A 16,465-nucleotide genomic window follows, 5' to 3' on the forward strand; every position below is an offset into this window, starting at 1 on the left:
CCTAGTGGCGCGAGGTCGGCGGCGACGCAGCGACTTCGCGCATCACGCTTTCGATGTCGTCGAGGATGCGTGACCAGCCGTGCTCCGACATGGCTTGCGCGGCAGCAGCGCCGACGCGGCGCAACTCCGGATCGGAGGCGACACACGCAACGGCCGTGCGAAGGTAATCTGCATGGTCGCCGAATGCGGCGAGCCAGCCGGTGCGGCCGTGCGGCCCGTGGGCACCGTTCGTGATGGCGGTCGCCGCCGCGGCGTAGTCGAAAGCGACCACGGGCAGGCCGCTGGCCATCGCTTCCAGGGTCACGTTGCCGAAGGTTTCCGTGAGACTGGGAAAGAGGAAGAGGTCCGCGCTCGCGTAATGCGCGGCGAGATCGTCACCCGTGCGTGCGCCGGCAAAATGCGCATGGGCGCAACGCGCGCGCAACTGTGCCAGCATCGGCCCGTCGCCGACGACGACGAGGCGTGCCGGCGAAAGTCCTGCAGACTTGCGCTGCGCGGCGATCGCATCGAATGCCTCCGCCATCAGCATGAGATTCTTCTCGGCTGCCAGTCGGCCGACGCTGAGCACCACGAGATCGTCCCGGCCAGCGCCCCATTGCTGGCGCAGGCCATCGCTGCGCTGGCCGGGATGGAAGAACGCCGTGTCGACACCGCGCTGCACCACGCGCAGGCGCTCGAAGCCGCGACTGTCCAGATCCTGCAGCAGACCCTGGTTGGGCACCATCGTGATCTGCGTGCGGTTGTGGAAGCGCCGCAGGTAGGCTTGCACCGGCTTCTGCAGCCAGCCCACGCCGTAGTGGCGGGCGTACGAGTGGAAGTTGGTCCGGAAGTCCGAACTGACCGGCAGGCGCAATGTCTGCGCGGCCTGCAGCGCGGACCAGCCGAGCGGCCCCTCGGTGGCGATGTGGATCAGGTCGGGACGGCGCCATTTCCACAGGTTCACCATCGCGCGCCTGGACGGCATGCCCACGCGCATCTGCGGATAGCCGGGGATCGGCATGCCGCGCGTGAGGAAGTCCTGCAACTGTGCGCCGCTGCTCTCGCGTCCCTGGCGCGGGCGGATGACCTGCACATCGTGCGAGCGCGCGCGCAGTCCGTCGACCACGCGCGCGATGGTGCGTGCCACGCCGTTGATCTCCGGCGGATAGGTCTCGGTGACCAGTGCGATGCGCAGCGTGCGCTGCGTCATCGGCGTTTCGTCGATATCGAAGCTCTCGTGGGCGGGTTCGTGCATGCACGGATTGTTGGGAACGCGCGCAACACAAATATGACAACGCGGTACATGTGTCCAGGGCGTTGCAGTCACCGGCCTGTCATCAGGAATTCACGACACACGGGCACGCTCCGCAGCCAGACATTCCACCCCTGCCCGAAAGCACAAGGAGCCTGCATGAGCGGATTTTTCGAGGAGCTGAGAATCCAGCGCTGGGACGACCACCGCTACTACCATCACAGCCGCATCAACCAGGCGCTGCACCTGCTCAGCGCCCTGAGTTTCCTGACGGCTTATTGCCTGCTCATGGTCGACCCGGCCATTGCCGCGTTGCTCGCGTGGCTGGTGTCCATGACGAGCCGGCAGGCCGGCCACTTCTTCTTCGAGCCGCGCGGCTACGACGAAGTGAACCAGGCGACGCACGAGCACAAGGAAGAGATCAAGGTCGGCTACAACTTGCGCCGCAAGGTGGTGCTGATGACGCTGTGGGCGCTCTCGCCGGTGGCGTTGTACGTCGAGCCGTCGCTATGGGGATGGATGGAGCCCGCAACCGATGCGTCGCAGTACCTGCACAACCTCGGTCTCCTGTGGCTTGCGATCGGCGTGGGCGGCCTGCTGTTCCGCACCGTGCACCTGTTCTTCCTGAAGGATGTGAAGTCGGGCCTCGTGTGGGCCACCAAGATCCTCACCGACCCGTTCCATGACGTGAAGCTGTACTGGCGCGCGCCGCTGTTCCTGCTGCGCGGTGAACTGATCGACCCGATGATCAAGCACCAGCGGGTCTGAACCTGCGGAACCAGGCACGCAGCATTTCATGTGCGATCGTGCGTCTGATCTCCTTGTTCGTCTGCGTGGCGCCTTCGTGCCACCAGCCGTCCCGCTGCATGGCCAGGCCCGCTGCAACGAACGCGTCGGTCACGGCGTCGACATCGGCATCGGTGTAGTTCAGGCTGAAGATCAGCCGGCCGGTGCCGATCCAGCTCAATGCCAGGCCGTGCAGGCGCAGGTAGTACTGCAGCATCCAGTTGTAGCGCGACGGTGTCGTGTAAGTGAGCGTCCAGATGGACGAGAGATTCACCGCACGCACGGGGAGTCCGCTGGCCTGCATGCGTTCGTTGAAGCGCTGCGCATGGTGGTTCCAGCGTTCGTCGAGCCCTTCGTACAGCGCCCGCGTTGCCGGTTTGTCGAGGCGATGCAGGAAGGCATTCATCGCCCCCATCACGTATGGATGCGAATTGAACGTGCCGCGCGCAAAGCAGAGATCGGCCGGCCGGTCTTCGCGGTAGCGCTTCATCAGGTCGCGGCGACCGCACACCACGCCGACGGGCAGGCCGCCGCCGAGCGTCTTGCCATACGTCACCATGTCGGCGCGCACACCGAAATATTCCTGGGCGCCGCCGGGCGCGAGACGGAAGCCGACGAAGACTTCATCGAAGATCAGCACGATGTCCCGTGCGGTGCACACGTCGCGCAGTTCGTGCAGCCATTCCGTGTAAGCCGCGCGGTCGTAATGCGCGCCGCGCGAACTGTCCACCAGCGACGAATCGCCGGGAGCATTGGCATTGGGGTGCATCGCCTGCAGCGGGTTGACCAGCACGCAGGCGATGTCGCGGCGCGTGCGCAGCACACGCAGGGTGTTTTCGTGCATGTCGCGCAACGTGTAGGTCTCGCGTGCCGGCATGGGGTTGCCGGGGCCCGGCTGCACGTCTTCCCACCAGCCATGGTACGCGCCGCTGAAACGCACGAGGTAGCGGCGGCCGGTGTGGTAGCGCGCAAGGCGCACGGCCTGCATCACCGCCTCGGTGCCGGACATGTGGAACGACACCTGCTCCTGGCCGGAGATGACACGCAGGCGGCGCACGTTGTCCAGCATGCAGGGGTGATACGCGCCGAGCACCGGGCCGAGCGACGCCACGAGCGCGCTGCCGTCGGCAATGGTCTGCTTGTAAACGTCGTTACCCAGCAGGTTCACGCCGTAGGAACCGGTGAGATCGAGGAAGCGGTTGCCGTCCAGATCGGTCACGGTCACGCCGTCCGTGGCGACGACGCAGCTGCCCGTGCGCAGATGCTGCCGCAGATATGGGCTGTACTGGTAAGGGACGCGGTAGGCAGAAATGAATTGCAGGTCGGCCAGGCTGTCCTGCAGCTCGCTGGTGGCGGCCAGCGACTGCGCGAAGCGCCGTGCGAACTCGTCCGACAGGCGGGAAAGAGCGTCGCGCCGGCGCTGCACGACGGCGTCACCCGCTCCGTCGGAGTTGAAGAACATCGACTCGTCGTACGCGTAGCCGGGCAGTTGCCTGGCCACGCGCTTGGACCAGCGCGCATGGCCGGTGAGCGAGGGATGCTTGGCGCGCGACAGCAGCAGACGCTGCCATGCCTTGAGTCCGGCCCAGCCGATCAGGGCGAGGGCGGCGGCACCAGTCACGACGGTCGTGCCATTCATCAGGGTTTCATTCATTGCAGCAAGAGGCAGGAGTTCCCTGCTGCTTTTAAGCCCGGGATTTGACAGCGCCATGAAAATCCGGAACAGCCTGCGCCATCTGATGCAGAACGAGTCGCTCAATTTCTGGCTGACCAACGGCCTGCCGCGGCGCAGCGTCACCCGCTGGATGGGGCGCCTGAGCAAGGTGCGCGTGTGGCCGGTGCCCCAGGTGTCGATGGGGCTGTGGCGCCTGTTTACCGACGTCGATCTGGGCGATGCGAAGAAGTCACGCTTCGAGAGCCTGCACGACTGCTTCACGCGCGAATTGGTCGAGGGTGCGCGACTTGTCGATCGCCGGGCAAGCATTCTTTCCAGCCCCTGCGATGCGATCGTCGGTGCATGTGGGCATGTGAAGCGCCATGCGATGTTGCAGATCAAGGGTCAGACCTATGCACTCGACGATCTGCTGCTCGATGCGGCGCTGGCTGCGCATTTCGATGGCGGTACGTATGTGACGCTGCGCCTGACGTCCGCGATGTACCACCGCTTCCATGCACCGCACGACGGCGTGGTGACGCGCGTGCGTTACCTGCCCGGCGACGTGTGGAACGTGAACCCGCCGACGCTGCGGCGCGTGCCGCGCCTGTTCTGCCGCAACGAGCGGGCCGTGATCGAGATGCGCATCGACGCGGACGGGCACCGGCTGGCGCTGGTGCCCGTGGCGGCCATCCTTGTCGCGAGCCTGCGGCTGCATTTTGCGGACCTGCACCTGCACATCGACTACGACGGCCCGTCAGACGTGGCTTGCGACGCAAAGCTCGTCAAGGGGCAGGAGATGGGCTGGTTCGAACACGGCTCGACCATCATCGTGTTCGCGCCGCGCGGCTTCGCGCTGGCCGATGGCATCGGGACCGGACAGCGGATCCGCATGGGGCAGGCGCTGCTGCAGACGCCGGAATGAAAAAAGGGAGCCGCGAGGCTCCCTTTTCGTTGGCGGAGGTGGCTCGGGTCAGAGTACTTCGCTGGCGAAGTCCGCCAGGCGCGAACGTTCGCCGCGCGCCAGCGTGATGTGCCCGCTGTGAGGCCAACCCTTGAACTTGTCCACCGCGAACGTCAGGCCGGAAGAGCCTTCGGTGAGGTAGGGCGTGTCGATCTGCGCAAGGTTGCCCATGCAGATGATCTTGGTGCCCGGGCCTGCGCGCGTGATCAGCGTCTTCATCTGCTTGGGCGTCAGGTTCTGCGCCTCATCGATGATGACGTACTTGTTCAGGAAGGTGCGGCCGCGCATGAAGTTCATGCTCTTGATCTTGATGCGGCTGCGGATGAGTTCATTCGTCGCCGCACGGCCCCATTCGCCGGCGCTGGTCTCGGTCTTGGCCAGCACCTCGAGGTTGTCATCCAGCGCGCCCATCCACGGGCCCATCTTCTCTTCCTCGGTGCCGGGCAGGAAGCCGATGTCCTCGCCCACGCTTACCGTGGCGCGGGTCATGATGATCTCGGTGTAGCGGCGATCGTCCAGCACCTGTGTCAGGCCGGAAGCCAGCGCCATCAGCGTCTTGCCGGTACCGGCCGTGCCGGCGAGGGTGACGAAGTCCACTTCCGGGTCCATCAGCAGGTTCATCGCGAAATTCTGCTCGCGGTTGCGCGTGGTCACACCCCAGACCGAATTCTTCAGATGGCCGTAGTCCTTGAGCGTCTTGAGCACCGCCGTCTTGGCCCGGATCTCGGTGACGCGGGCGTACAGGCTCGGTTCACCGGGCGCTTCGAAGTACACGAACTGGTTGATCAGCAGATGCGGCACGATGGGGCCGGTGATGCGATAGAACGTGTGACTGCCGCTCTGCCAGCTTTCCACCGTCTTGCCGTGCTTGGCCCAGAAGTCTGCCGGCAGGGCGAGGGCACCCGAATACAGCAGGTCTCCGTCTTCCAGCGTCTTGTCGTTCTGGTAGTCCTCGGCGGCCAGACCGAGTGCGCGCGCCTTGACACGCATGTTGATGTCCTTGGACACCAGCACGACGTCGCGCGGCGCGTGCTGCTGTCGCAGTGCTTCGACAACGGTCAGGATCTGGTTGTCGGCCTTGCCCTGCGGCAGTACTGCGGGCAAGGTGGCTTCGAGCTGCTGCGTCTGGAAGAAAAGGCGACCGCCGGCTTCGCGGTGGCCGGTGGTGTTGAGCAGCAGGCCTTTGGCGATGTCGGCCCCTTGCGCGCCGGCCAGCGCGTCCAGCGTGCGGCTGGTCTGGCGGCCATTGCGGGCGACCTCGGTCATACCCTTCTTGTGACCATCGAGTTCTTCCAGCACGATCATCGGCAGGAAGATGTCGTGCTCCTCGAAGCGGTACAGGCACATCGGGTCGTGCAGCAGGACGTTGGTGTCCAGCACGAAGAGCTTGGTCGGCCCGGTGGATCGCGCCTTGCGCGTCGTGCGCGGCTGGCTGGCGGCTTCCCTGGCGTGGTTGTGTGCCGGGGCAGGGCTTCCTGACGGCGAGCCCACACGGGAAATCAACTCATCTGCTTCTTCGGCGAATCCGGCATCGCCGCCGCCCTGGCGCGCGTCGAACAGGTCGACCGCCTGCGGTTTTTCAGCCAGCGGACTGTCGCTGGTCCCCTGCGATTTTCGTGATGCCCTGGCCGGGTTTCTTGCAGGTGCCTCGTAGGCTTCCGGCACGAGAAGGGCTGCACGCTTGGTAGGGGCGGGGGGCAGTGGCATGGGGCAGAAGACTCCTGAAAGTGAGGGTCAAAAAGCGAAAAAGCCGCCTCGAGGCCAAGGCGGCTTTTTGGGGGGAAGCAGTTGCGAACTCCAACGGCATGCGAACCATTATGCATGACCGCGATGAAAAGCAACCCCTGCTTCCCGGGCTGTTGCCCGGATACGTCAGGAACCTGTTTCAGGCAGCTTTTTTCAGGGCCTTTACCGCCTTGAGGACTTCGTCGACATGGCCGGGCACCTTCAGGCCACGCCATTCCTGCTTGAGGATGCCATCGGGGCCGATCAGGAACGTGCTGCGTTCGATGCCCTTGACCTTCTTGCCGTACATGATCTTGTTCTTGACGACACCGAACATGTGGCACATCTTCTCTTCCGTGTCGGCGATGAGTTCGAACGGCAGTTCGAGCTTGGCCTTGAAGTCGTCGTGCGACTTCATGTTGTCGCGCGAGACGCCGAACACGGTGGCGCCGGCTTTCACGAAGTCTTTGTACTTGTCGCGGAACTGCATGGCTTCGGTCGTGCAACCGGGCGTGTTGTCCTTGGGGTAGAAGTACAGAACCAGGATCTGCCCGAGATGCGTGGTGTTGGACACCTTGATACCGCCGGTGGCGTTCGCTTCGAATTCGGGAATGAGTTTGTTGACAACGATCGCCATATGGATTTGTATCTCTGTGTATGTCCCGCTGGAACGGGGTTGCTCGTTGCTACACGGGGCCTCCGAGCCCCCCTTGCAACCCTCGATTTTACCCTGAAAAAGGGTACTCAGGGCACGGGCTCCACCAGCAAAGCCGCAATGACATGACGGCCTTCCCCGGCGAGGATGTTGTAGGTGCGGCAGGCGGCCTGCGTATCCATGGTTTCCACGCCGATGCGCCGCGCCATCAGGACGGAAAGCCAGGCCGGCGAGGGAAAGCGCAGCTTCTGGCCGCTGCCGAAAATGACCAGCTCGGGGGCCATTTCCGACAAGGTTGCAAAGTGTTCGGCGTCGAGATCGGCGAAGGCGGCCACCGGCCAGGGCGTCAGTTCACCGCGGGAGCCCACGAGCAGACTGGTTGTGAATTTCTCGCCGTTGACGCTCACCCAGTCAGGCCCGCAGGCGTTGATGGACTGGACGTCGAACTGGTCGGGTTGCAGCTTCATGGTGCAGGGTCTGTTGCGCTGCACTAAAACAATGCAGAACTGTGGTCAAATTATAGGTTTCCCCACTGCAAACCGCCTCCCGGAGGGACTTTGAAAGCGATCACGAAATCGGCCAAGCTGGCAAACGTCTGCTACGACATCCGTGGGCCCATCATGGACGCCGCCCGACAGATGGAAGAAGACGGCCACAAGATCATCAAGCTGAACATCGGCAATCTGGCCGCATTCGGCTTCGATGCGCCCGAGGAAATCCAGCAGGACATGATCCGCAACCTGCCGAATTCGGCCGGTTACTCCGACAGCAAGGGCATTTTCGCCGCGCGCAAGGCGGTGATGCACTACACGCAGCAACAGGGCATCAAGGGCGTCACGCTGGACGACATCTATCTGGGCAACGGCGCGAGCGAGCTGATCGTCATGGCGACCAATGCGTTGCTGGACAACGGCGACGAGTTGCTGCTGCCTTCGCCCGACTACCCGCTGTGGACCGCGGCTGCCAGCCTGTCCGGCGGCACACCTGTGCACTACATGTGCGAAGAGAAGAATGGCTGGATGCCGGACCTGGACGACATCCGCCGCAAGATCACGCCGGCGACCAAGGGCATCGTCGTCATCAACCCCAACAACCCGACCGGTGCGCTGTATTCCGACGAGACGCTCAAGGGCATCGTGAAGATCGCGCGTGAGCACGGCCTCGTGATCCTGGCCGATGAGGTGTACGACAAGGTGCTCTACGAAGACGTGAAGCACACGGCGATCGGCAGCCTTTCCGAAGACGTGCTCACGCTCACCTTCAATTCGCTGTCCAAGAGCTACCGCTCATGCGGTTACCGTGCGGGCTGGATGGTGGTGTCGGGCGACAGGAAGCCGGCCCGCGACTACATCGAGGGCCTGAACATGCTCTCGAACATGCGCCTGTGCGCCAATGTGCCGGGGCAATGGGCGATCCAGACGGCGCTGGGCGGTTACCAGAGCATCGATGAGCTGGTGCGTCCCGGCGGGCGGCTGCGTCGCCAGCGCGACCTGGCGCACGAACTCATCACCGCGATTCCCGGCGTGACCTGCGAAAAGCCGCAGGCTGCGCTGTACATGTTCCCCAGGCTCGACCCGGCGGTCTACCCGATCGTCGACGACCAGCAGTTCTTCATGGAGCTGCTGCAGGAGACGCGTGTGATGCTGGTGCAGGGCTCGGGCTTCAACTACCCGGACAACCAGCATTTCCGCATCGTCTTCCTGCCGCATGAAGACGACCTGCGCGAAGCCATCAACCGCATTGCGCGCTTCCTCGCGCAGTACCGCGAACGCGCAGGCACGATGCGCCTCGTTGCGTGAACCAAGAATCATCAGTACCGGGTTTCAAATGAAAGCGATTCAAGTAGGCCTGCTGGGCATCGGCACGGTAGGCAGCGGCACGTTCAACGTGCTCCAGCGCAACCAGGAGGAGATCAAGCGCCGCGCAGGCCGTGGCATCGAGATCACCATGGTGGCGGACCTGGACACCGTGCGCGCGCAGCAGGTGGTGGGCGACAGCGTGAAGGTGGTGAACGACGCCCGTGCGGTGATCGCCAATCCGGAGATCGACATCGTGGTCGAGCTGATCGGCGGCTATGGCATCGCGCGCCAGCTGGTCATGGAGGCCATCGAGGCCGGCAAGCATGTGGTTACCGCCAACAAGGCGTTGCTGGCCGTGCACGGCACCGAGATCTTCGCCGCCGCGCACCGCAAGGGCGTGATGGTGGCATTCGAAGCGGCGGTGGCCGGCGGCATCCCGATCATCAAGGCGCTGCGTGAAGGCCTGACCGCCAACAGCATCCAGTGGATCGCCGGCATCATCAACGGCACCACGAACTTCATCTTGTCCGAGATGCGCGACAAAGGGCTCGATTTCGATGTCGTGCTCAAGGAAGCCCAGCGCCTGGGTTACGCCGAAGCCGATCCGACTTTCGACATCGAAGGCGTCGATGCGGCGCATAAGGCAACGATCATGAGCGCCATCGCGTTCGGCATTCCGGTGCAGTTCGACAAGGCGCACGTCGAAGGCATCACGAAGCTGGCTGCCCAGGACATCCGCTACGCCGAACAGCTCGGCTATCGCATCAAGCTGCTGGGCATCACCAAGCGCACGCCCAAGGGCATCGAGCTGCGCGTGCACCCGAGCCTGGTGCCTTCCAAGCGCCTGCTGGCCAACGTCGAGGGCGCGATGAACGCAGTCGTCGTGAACGGCGATGCCGTCGGTACCACGCTTTACTACGGCAAGGGCGCGGGCAGCGAGCCCACGGCAAGTTCCGTGATTGCCGACCTGGTGGACATTACGCGCCTGCACACGGCCGACGCTGCGCAGCGCGTGCCGCACCTGGCTTTCCAGCCCGACGCGATGAGCGACCTGCCGGTGTTGCCGATGGGCGAGATCGTCACCAGCTACTACTTGCGGCTGCTCGTGGCGGATGAGGCAGGCGTGCTGGCCAGGGTGACCGGCATTTTGGCCGGTGCCGGCATCAGCATTGACGCCGTGCTGCAGCGCGAAGCTTCCGAAGGCGAGAACCAGACCGACCTGATCATCCTCACGCACGACTGCGTGGAAGCGCGAATGAACGACGCCATCGCGCAGATGCAGGCTCTGCCCACGGTGCTTGCACCCATCATCCGCATCCGCAAGGAAGAGCTCAAGTAATGTTCTACGTCTCGACGCGCGGCGACCCGCAGCGACGCGCTTTCTGCGAAATCCTTCTCGAAGGGCTGGCACCCGACGGTGGCCTGTATCTGCCCAAGGCTTATCCGCAGGTGAGCGACGCCATGCTCACGCGCTGGCGTGGCCTGCCGTATGCGGAACTCGCGTTCGAAATCCTCTCGCTCTACATCCACGACATTCCGCCTGCCGACCTGCGCGCGCTGTGCGCGAAGACTTACACGGCGCAGGTTTTCGGCACGGAGGAAATCGTGCCCTTGCGCAAGCTGGAAGACGGCGTATACCTCGAAGCCCTTTCCAACGGCCCGACGCTGGCCTTCAAGGACATGGCGATGCAGTTGCTGGGCAACCTGTTCGAGTACGAACTGGCGCGCCGCGGCGAAGAGCTCAACATCCTCGGCGCGACCAGCGGCGACACCGGCAGCGCGGCCGAATACGCCATGCGCGGCAAGAAGGGCGTGCGCGTCTTCATGACGTCGCCTCACGGCCGCATGAGCCCGTTCCAGCAGGCGCAGATGTTCAGCCTGCAGGACGCGAACATCCACAACCTCGCGATCCGTGGCGTCTTCGACGATTGCCAGGACATCGTGAAGGCGGTCTCCAACGACCTCGACTTCAAGCGCAAGTACCGCATCGGCACCGTGAACTCCATCAACTGGGCGCGCCTGCTCGCGCAGGTGGTTTACTACTTCGCGGGCTACTTCCAGGCAACGCGGTCCAACGACCAGAAGGTCAGTTTCACCGTGCCGTCGGGCAACTTCGGCAACGTCTGTGCGGGCCATGTCGCGCGCATGATGGGTCTGCCCGTCGGGAAGCTCGTGGTCGCCACCAACGAGAACGACGTGCTCGACGAGTTCTTCCGTACGGGCCTCTATCGCGTGCGCGGCGCGGCCGACACGCACGAGACCTCGAGCCCGTCGATGGACATCTCCAAGGCGTCGAACTTCGAACGATTCGTCTTCGACCTGCTGGGTCGTGACGCCGCGCGTACGAAGGACCTGTTCGGCGCGCAGATCGCCGGCAAGGGCCAGTTCGATCTGGGCGAGGACGCGCTGTTCGCCGAAGCGGCCACGCGTTATGGCTTCGCCAGCGGCAAGAGCACGCACGCCGATCGCCTGGCCACCATCCGCGACACGTGGCAACGCTTCGGTACGATGATCGACACGCACACCGCGGACGGCTTGAAGGTGGCGCGCGGGCAGTTGAAGTCCGGCACGCCGATGATCGTGCTGGAGACCGCATTGCCCATCAAGTTCGCAGAGACCATCCGCGAGGCGCTGGGCATGGAGCCCGAGCGGCCGGCGGGGCTCGAAGGTATCGAGACCCTGCCGAAAAAGGTCACTGTGCTGGACGCGGACAAGACGCTGGTGATGGACTACATTGCCAGCCACTGCAACTGAAGATCCACCAGGAGCTCCGCTTTGAACGTCGTCGCCATCGCAGGCTATTCCGGCTCGGGCAAGACCACGCTGGTGGAGAGCCTGATCCCGGCCCTCAAGCTGCGGGGCCAGCGCGTGTCGGTGGTCAAGCATGCGCATCACAAGTTCGACATCGACCACGAAGGCAAGGACACCTGGCGTCATCGCGAAGCGGGCGCATTCGAAGTGGTCGTGGCGTCCAGCCGCCGGCTTGCGCTGATGCGTGAGTTCGAGAAGGAGTCCGAGCTCAGCGTGCATCACCTCATTGCCGAGCTGTACGACGGCGTCGACTGGGTGCTGGTCGAAGGCTTCAAGCAGAGTGATCTCTGCAAGCTCGAAGTGTGGCGCCCGTCGACGGGCAAGAGGGCGCTCTATCCGGATGACGATTTCGTCGTGGCCATCGCCACCGACGCGCCCGACCGCCTGCCCGAGCAAACGCTGCGCCCGGTGCTCGACGTGAACGATGCCGACACGATTGCGCAATGGCTGATGGAAAACGCCCACCGCTTCGAATACCGCGACGAGTCCTACGTCCCATGAACGCCTCGCGCCAACCCTTGAAGCCGCTCGACGAGGCCTTGGCCGACCTGCTGCAGCACGCGGTGCGGCTGGGTGAAGTCGAGCGCGTCTCTACCTTCGATGCCGACGGCCGCGTGCTTGCGCAGGACGTCACGTCCTTGCTTCAGGTGCCGCCGCAGGACAACAGTTCCATGGACGGATACGCCGTCCGCCTGGCTGACGTGGCGCAAGCGGGTGCAGTGCTGGAGGTGACGCAACGCATCCCCGCCGGCGCATCGGGCGCACCGCTCGGATCCGGTACCGCCGCACGCATCTTCACCGGCGCGCCCATTCCCGAAGGCGCGGACGCCGTGGTCATGCAGGAAGACGTCGAGGCCTTCGAGGTCGACGGCAGGCCGATGGCGCGCATCAACGCGGTGCCCAAGGACGGACAGTGGATCCGCCGCAGCGGTGAAGACATCCTGCGCGGCACGGTGGTGCTCCAAAGTGGCACGCGGCTGGGTCCGGCGGCGCTGGGCATGGCGGCGAGCGTGGGCATGGCCGAACTGGTCGTGGCACGCAAGCCGCGCGTCGCGCTGTTTTCTACCGGCGACGAGCTCGTCATGCCCGGTGCGGTGGCACCCGCGGACATGAAGCCGGGCGCGATCTACAACTCCAACCGGTTCTTCCTGCGCAGCCTGCTGCTGCGGCTGGGCTGCGAGGTGACAGACCTTGGCATCGTGCCCGACCGGCGGGACGCGACGCTCCAGGCGCTGCGCGATGCTGCCGCATCCAGCGACCTCATCCTCACGAGCGGCGGCGTTTCCGTCGGCGAGGAAGACCACATCAAGCCGGCCGTACAGACGCTGGGCGAATTGCATCTCTGGCAGATCGCCATGAAGCCCGGCAAGCCGTTTGCCTACGGCAGGGTCGGCAAGGCCCATTTCATCGGGTTGCCGGGCAACCCCGTGTCCAGCTTCGTGACTTTTCTTGTGCTGGTCCGTCCGTTCCTGCTGTGCATGCAGGGCGTCCAGGGGACACAGGCCCATGCGTTGCCGGCGCTCCTCCTGCCTGCCCACTTCGACTGGCCGCGTCCGGACAAGCGCCGCGAATTCCTGCGTGTGCGCATCAACGCAGCCGGCGGCCTGGATCTGTTTCCCAACCAGAGTTCGGGCGTGCTGACCTCGGTGGCGTGGGGCGATGGTGTGGTGGATGTGCCGGCCGGCCAGACGATCGCACATGGCGACGCCGTGCGGTTCACGTCGTTCTCGCAATTGCTGGCCTGAGCACCGCATGAAGATCCAGATACGCTATTTCGCATCGGTCCGCGAAGCCGTCGGCCAGGCCCAGGAACTGGTGGAAACGCAGGCCACCACGGCAGGGCAACTGCGCGACGAGCTCATCGCCCGCGGTGGCGCGTGGGCGGAAGCGCTGGCCCGTGGCAAGGCGGTCCGTGTGGCGGTGCAGCAGCTCATGAGTGCCGAAACCACCGAGCTGAAGGACGGCGACGAAGTCGCGTTCTTTCCCCCCGTCACGGGCGGCTGATCCCGCGCAGCCCACGGGGTGTGTCGCGGTGTAACGCTGCGAACACGTTGTCACATAAGGGTGACACAATCATCGGCTATGTCTTTTCCGCCCCCGTTCCGGGCCCACGTTTCCATCCAGACCGGCGACTTCGACCTCAGTGACGAAGTGATGGCGCTTCGCCAGCAGGACAGCCGGGTCGGTGCCGTCTGCAGTTTCGTCGGCACCGTGCGCGATCGCAGCGAAGGCCAGTCGGTCGCTTCGATGGAACTGGAGCACTACCCCGGCATGACCGAGAAGGCCATCGAAGCCATGATCGACGAGGCACGCCGCCGCTTCGACATCTTCGGTGCGCGCGTGATCCATCGCGTCGGCCATCTCGAGCCCGCCGATCAGATCGTGCTGGTGGCCGTCACCTCGGCGCACCGTGGTGCTTCGTTCGAAGCCTGTGAATTCCTGATGGACTACCTCAAGACGCAGGCACCGTTCTGGAAGAAGGAAGCCACGCCAGAAGGTGCTCGCTGGGTCGATGCCCGCGTGACGGACGACGCGGCGCTTGCGCGTTGGGGCATCACGTCCGGGAACGCCTGACCAGGACATCGAATTTCCGCATGCAGGACTCGCAGTTTTCACCGTTCGACCCGACCCGTCCGCGCAACTGGCGCAATGCTTTTCCGGTCGCACTCGAGGGCGCGGGATTCGGCATTCCAGTCACCGTGGGTTCGGTGGCGCTGCTGTTCAACCGGATCGATCCGCAGTGGATGGCGGCCGGGCTGCTGGCTGCCCTGCTGGGTCTGGCGTTGATGCACCTGCTGGTCGCGCGCAGCGGCCGGCCCATGGTGCATGCCGTGCGGGTGATGGAAGTGACCATGATGCTGGGCTTCCTCGATCACTTCATCGCGAAGATGCCGGGCTGGGGCTTGCCCGATACGCCGGCCAACCGCCTCATGCTGGTGATGGCCGTGACTGCAGGGGCCGCGCTAATCCTGCCGCTTGGCTACGCGTTGCGGCTCCAGCGGTTCGCCCGGATGATTCCCGCGCCGGTATTCGCCGGCTTCAGCACGGCACTGGCCATCACGCTCTGGATCTCGCAGATCGGTGTGCTGTGGACGGCATGGCCGGCGGAGGGCGCATGGTTTCCCGTCATTGCCCTGATCGTGCTGGGCGTGGCCATTGCCGCGGAGCGCTGGCTGCGGGGCTGGCCGCCCGGGCTCGTGGGGATGATCGCGTCTTCGCTGGCTGCAGCGGCGGTGGCCGCTGCCGGATGGCACGTGTTCGGCGCGGTGAAGGTCGGATCGTTGCAGGCGACCTTGCCCATTTCGCTCGTGGACTGGTCGGCGCTGTGGGCACCGCAGGTCAACACGGTCAGCCTGTTGCGCGACGTCGTGCTCGCCAGCTCGACGCTCGCATTGCTCGTGTTCCTCAACACCATCGTGAACGAGGAGGCGGTGAACCAGATGGACGAGCGCCGCGCCACGCCGCTTGGCTGGGTGCGTGTGTCGCTGGGCCAGATCGCCGCGTCGTTCATGGGTTCGCCGCTCATCACGGCTGCCATCGGGCCCACCCGCGCCGCCGTCCGCGTGGGATGGCTGGACTGGCGCGCGATGGGCCTCATCGCTGCCGCCGCGCTGGCGGTATTGGCCAGCGGCGTACTGTCGCTTGTGCCGCTGGCGGCCGTCTGCGGCCTGCTTCTGTATGACGGCTGGCAGGCCTTCGACCGGCCGAGCCTCGCCATGGCCGTGCGCCGCTTGCGCGGACAGCCGATGGTGCTCAGCGAGCGGGAAGACCTCGTCACGGTGGGGCTGGTCGTGGCTTCCGCCGTGCTGTTCAACATGGTGATCGGGGTCTTCGTGGGTGTGTTCGCCGGTCTGGTGCTCTATGCATGGCGCAATGGCCGCCGGCTGGCACGCACGGTGACCACCGGCATGGAAGTGCGCTCGCGCTGCACGCGCTCGGCGCACGACACCGCGCTGCTGGCGACACGCGCAGACCGCGTGCGTTTCATCGTGCTCGAGGGCGCGCTGTTCTTCGGCGCGGCCAGCACGCTGCAGACGCTGCTGCGTGAGCAGAGCGCGCCCGGCCACTACATCGTGGTGGACTGGTCCAACGTCGTCAGCGCGGACAGCACTGTCGCGCGGTCTTTCATCCGTGCTGCGGCTGACTCGAAGAGCGGCGGCGCGCAGGTCGCTGTCTCGGGCATCGACGGCGCCGGCTCGCAACTGGCGGACACCTTGCGTGCGGCGGGGCTGTTGTTGCCGGTGTTCCCGGACTCCGACCGGGCGCTCGAGTGGGCCGAGAACGAGGTGATTGCCGTTGCGCGCGCAGGCGAGGCCGCGCAGTCACCGGAGGGCACCATGCTCCAGGAAGCGCTGTCGCTGATGGAGGGGCTCAACCCGGAACGCCGCGACGCCATCGAAGCCTTGTTCGAACAGCGATTCCTGCGTGCCGGCGAGACAGTGTTCCATGTGGGCCAGCGTGACAGCGAACTGATGGTCATCCTCAAGGGCAGTGTGGACGTGCTTGTTCCGCGCGACGAAGGGCACGACATCCGGCTCGCGCGCATCCGCAGGGGCGCCATGCTGGGCGAACTGAGCTTCCTGGACGCATCGGCGCGGGGCGCGACGGCTGTCGCAACCGAAGACCTGTTGCTCGGCGTGCTGACGCGCGAGCGCTTCGACCGGTTCGCAAAGGACTATCCCGAGGCCGGCCGTCAGGTGCTGACCAACCTGGCGCTCGACCTGGCCGTGCGGCTGCGGCGCACCAACCAGATGGCGGTCAGCAGCGCGCGTTGAAGCCGCGTCGAAGCTGGCGGTGCCCGGTTGCCAGGGCAAGGTTTTTCTTGAAATGCTGCGGATAA

At 65.0% G+C, this 16,465-nt stretch carries 15 protein-coding genes; 10 read left to right on the forward strand and 5 right to left on the reverse strand.

Features of this window, described 5'->3' with window-relative positions; translation table 11 throughout:
* Position 1: 1 nt before the first annotated feature.
* A complete protein-coding gene (locus ACO2Q9_RS09150) occupies positions 2-1,234 on the reverse strand; it encodes a glycosyltransferase family 4 protein (protein ID WP_423310463.1) in 1,233 nt (410 codons plus the stop codon).
* A 156-nt stretch (positions 1,235-1,390) separates the two neighbouring features.
* On the opposite strand from ACO2Q9_RS09150, the gene ACO2Q9_RS09155 reads away from it, so the two are divergent.
* Positions 1,391-1,999: a hypothetical protein gene (locus ACO2Q9_RS09155; protein ID WP_423310465.1), complete on the forward strand. Its 609-nt coding sequence runs from the start codon at positions 1,391-1,393 to the stop codon at positions 1,997-1,999.
* Here ACO2Q9_RS09155 and ACO2Q9_RS09160 read toward each other — a convergent pair.
* Positions 1,980-3,656: an aminotransferase class III-fold pyridoxal phosphate-dependent enzyme gene (locus tag ACO2Q9_RS09160; RefSeq protein WP_423310467.1), complete on the reverse strand. Its 1,677-nt coding sequence runs from the start codon at positions 3,654-3,656 to the stop codon at positions 1,980-1,982. The genes ACO2Q9_RS09155 and ACO2Q9_RS09160 overlap by 20 nt on opposite strands.
* A gap of 70 nt (positions 3,657-3,726) precedes the next feature.
* Here ACO2Q9_RS09160 and asd point away from each other — a divergent pair, with 70 nt between their 5' ends.
* Entirely contained in the window at positions 3,727-4,596 is an 870-nt protein-coding gene (gene asd / locus ACO2Q9_RS09165; RefSeq protein WP_423310469.1) for an archaetidylserine decarboxylase, read from the forward strand.
* 48 nt (positions 4,597-4,644) lie between these two features.
* Here asd and ACO2Q9_RS09170 read toward each other — a convergent pair whose 3' ends face one another.
* From ACO2Q9_RS09170 to ACO2Q9_RS09180, 3 genes are all read right to left on the reverse strand, one after another.
* Positions 4,645-6,342 (reverse strand): PhoH family protein, encoded by a 1,698-nt coding sequence (locus ACO2Q9_RS09170; protein ID WP_423310472.1) that lies wholly within the window; start codon positions 6,340-6,342, stop codon positions 4,645-4,647.
* Between the two features lie 178 nt (positions 6,343-6,520).
* On the reverse strand, positions 6,521-6,997 hold the full coding sequence (locus tag ACO2Q9_RS09175; RefSeq protein ID WP_423310474.1) for a peroxiredoxin: 477 nt from the start codon (positions 6,995-6,997) through the stop codon (positions 6,521-6,523).
* A gap of 107 nt (positions 6,998-7,104) precedes the next feature.
* Positions 7,105-7,482 carry an Mth938-like domain-containing protein gene (locus ACO2Q9_RS09180; RefSeq protein WP_423310476.1) on the reverse strand — a complete coding sequence of 126 codons (378 nt, stop codon included), beginning with the start codon at positions 7,480-7,482 and terminating at the stop codon, positions 7,105-7,107.
* A gap of 90 nt (positions 7,483-7,572) precedes the next feature.
* On the opposite strand from ACO2Q9_RS09180, the gene ACO2Q9_RS09185 reads away from it, so the two are divergent.
* The 8 genes from ACO2Q9_RS09185 to ACO2Q9_RS09220 all read left to right on the forward strand — a co-directional run bounded on the left by ACO2Q9_RS09185 (position 7,573) and on the right by ACO2Q9_RS09220 (position 16,400).
* Positions 7,573-8,814, forward strand: coding sequence for a pyridoxal phosphate-dependent aminotransferase (locus ACO2Q9_RS09185; RefSeq protein WP_423310478.1), 1,242 nt, complete (start codon positions 7,573-7,575; stop codon positions 8,812-8,814).
* A gap of 28 nt (positions 8,815-8,842) precedes the next feature.
* Positions 8,843-10,153, forward strand: coding sequence for a homoserine dehydrogenase (locus tag ACO2Q9_RS09190; protein ID WP_423310480.1), 1,311 nt, complete (start codon positions 8,843-8,845; stop codon positions 10,151-10,153).
* Positions 10,153-11,568: a threonine synthase gene (gene thrC / locus ACO2Q9_RS09195; RefSeq protein WP_423310482.1), complete on the forward strand. Its 1,416-nt coding sequence runs from the start codon at positions 10,153-10,155 to the stop codon at positions 11,566-11,568. The genes ACO2Q9_RS09190 and thrC overlap by 1 nt, the downstream gene beginning before the upstream one ends.
* A 21-nt stretch (positions 11,569-11,589) precedes the next feature.
* Entirely contained in the window at positions 11,590-12,126 is a 537-nt protein-coding gene (mobB, locus tag ACO2Q9_RS09200) for a molybdopterin-guanine dinucleotide biosynthesis protein B (protein WP_423310484.1), read from the forward strand.
* Positions 12,123-13,370, forward strand: coding sequence for a gephyrin-like molybdotransferase Glp (gene glp, locus ACO2Q9_RS09205; RefSeq protein WP_423310486.1), 1,248 nt, complete (start codon positions 12,123-12,125; stop codon positions 13,368-13,370). Before mobB ends, glp begins: the two co-directional genes overlap by 4 nt.
* Positions 13,371-13,377: 7 nt before the next feature.
* The gene (moaD, locus tag ACO2Q9_RS09210; protein WP_423310488.1) at positions 13,378-13,629 is read left to right on the forward strand and encodes a molybdopterin converting factor subunit 1; all 252 of its coding nucleotides are present in this window, start codon (positions 13,378-13,380) and stop codon (positions 13,627-13,629) included.
* Between the two features lie 78 nt (positions 13,630-13,707).
* On the forward strand, positions 13,708-14,199 hold the full coding sequence (gene moaE, locus ACO2Q9_RS09215; protein WP_423310490.1) for a molybdopterin synthase catalytic subunit MoaE: 492 nt from the start codon (positions 13,708-13,710) through the stop codon (positions 14,197-14,199).
* Between the two features lie 20 nt (positions 14,200-14,219).
* Positions 14,220-16,400: a cyclic nucleotide-binding domain-containing protein gene (locus ACO2Q9_RS09220; RefSeq protein ID WP_423310492.1), complete on the forward strand. Its 2,181-nt coding sequence runs from the start codon at positions 14,220-14,222 to the stop codon at positions 16,398-16,400.
* Positions 16,401-16,465 lie beyond the last annotated feature (65 nt).

This window comes from Variovorax sp. VNK109 (assembly GCF_049445855.1).
Lineage (GTDB): Bacteria > Pseudomonadota > Gammaproteobacteria > Burkholderiales > Burkholderiaceae_C > JAGOCV01.

What these genes read in the sequence shown, in the direction of transcription:
- ACO2Q9_RS09150 (WP_423310463.1), bottom strand. Translation starts at nt 1,234, where the DNA reads ATGCACGAACCCGCCCACGAGAGCTTCGATATCGACGAAACGCCGATG.
- ACO2Q9_RS09155 (WP_423310465.1), top strand. Translation starts at nt 1,391, where the DNA reads ATGAGCGGATTTTTCGAGGAGCTGAGAATCCAGCGCTGGGACGACCAC.
- ACO2Q9_RS09160 (WP_423310467.1), bottom strand. Translation starts at nt 3,656, where the DNA reads ATGAATGGCACGACCGTCGTGACTGGTGCCGCCGCCCTCGCCCTGATC.
- asd (WP_423310469.1), top strand. Translation starts at nt 3,727, where the DNA reads ATGAAAATCCGGAACAGCCTGCGCCATCTGATGCAGAACGAGTCGCTC.
- ACO2Q9_RS09170 (WP_423310472.1), bottom strand. Translation starts at nt 6,342, where the DNA reads ATGCCACTGCCCCCCGCCCCTACCAAGCGTGCAGCCCTTCTCGTGCCG.
- ACO2Q9_RS09175 (WP_423310474.1), bottom strand. Translation starts at nt 6,997, where the DNA reads ATGGCGATCGTTGTCAACAAACTCATTCCCGAATTCGAAGCGAACGCC.
- ACO2Q9_RS09180 (WP_423310476.1), bottom strand. Translation starts at nt 7,482, where the DNA reads ATGAAGCTGCAACCCGACCAGTTCGACGTCCAGTCCATCAACGCCTGC.
- ACO2Q9_RS09190 (WP_423310480.1), top strand. Translation starts at nt 8,843, where the DNA reads ATGAAAGCGATTCAAGTAGGCCTGCTGGGCATCGGCACGGTAGGCAGC.
- thrC (WP_423310482.1), top strand. Translation starts at nt 10,153, where the DNA reads ATGTTCTACGTCTCGACGCGCGGCGACCCGCAGCGACGCGCTTTCTGC.
- glp (WP_423310486.1), top strand. Translation starts at nt 12,123, where the DNA reads ATGAACGCCTCGCGCCAACCCTTGAAGCCGCTCGACGAGGCCTTGGCC.
- moaD (WP_423310488.1), top strand. Translation starts at nt 13,378, where the DNA reads ATGAAGATCCAGATACGCTATTTCGCATCGGTCCGCGAAGCCGTCGGC.
- moaE (WP_423310490.1), top strand. Translation starts at nt 13,708, where the DNA reads ATGTCTTTTCCGCCCCCGTTCCGGGCCCACGTTTCCATCCAGACCGGC.
- ACO2Q9_RS09220 (WP_423310492.1), top strand. Translation starts at nt 14,220, where the DNA reads ATGCAGGACTCGCAGTTTTCACCGTTCGACCCGACCCGTCCGCGCAAC.